Source organism: Streptomyces rhizosphaerihabitans (assembly GCF_025399795.1).
In the GTDB taxonomy this organism is placed as follows: domain Bacteria; phylum Actinomycetota; class Actinomycetes; order Streptomycetales; family Streptomycetaceae; genus Streptomyces; species Streptomyces rhizosphaerihabitans.
In genome coordinates, this window is sequence record NZ_JAODTZ010000236.1 from 1 (window position 1) to 226 (window position 226).

Here is a 226-nt window from a genome sequence, read left to right on the forward strand (position 1 = left end):
GCACGATGGCCTGCCACGTGGAACAGTGCTGGACGAACATTCCGCCCTCGGGTTCCGGGCCGTCGTAGCCGGGCGGCAGGAGCAGGTAAGTGCCGCCGACGCCGCGGTCCGGTCCGGGCAGACCGAAGTCGATCACCCAGCGGAACCACATGTCGTTGATCGTGCCCAGACACCCCGGCGGGACCGTCACCGTCACCGGTCCGTCCGTGAGGTCGAGGAAGCTCAG

1 protein-coding gene is annotated in these 226 nt (G+C 68.6%); it reads right to left on the reverse strand.

The features are described 5' to 3' along the window. Nucleotides 1-196: DUF1254 domain-containing protein (locus N4G66_RS45565; RefSeq protein ID WP_261710188.1), on the reverse strand; the 196-nt coding region annotated here is incomplete at its 3' end. Between the last annotated feature and the right edge of the window lie 30 nt (nt 197-226).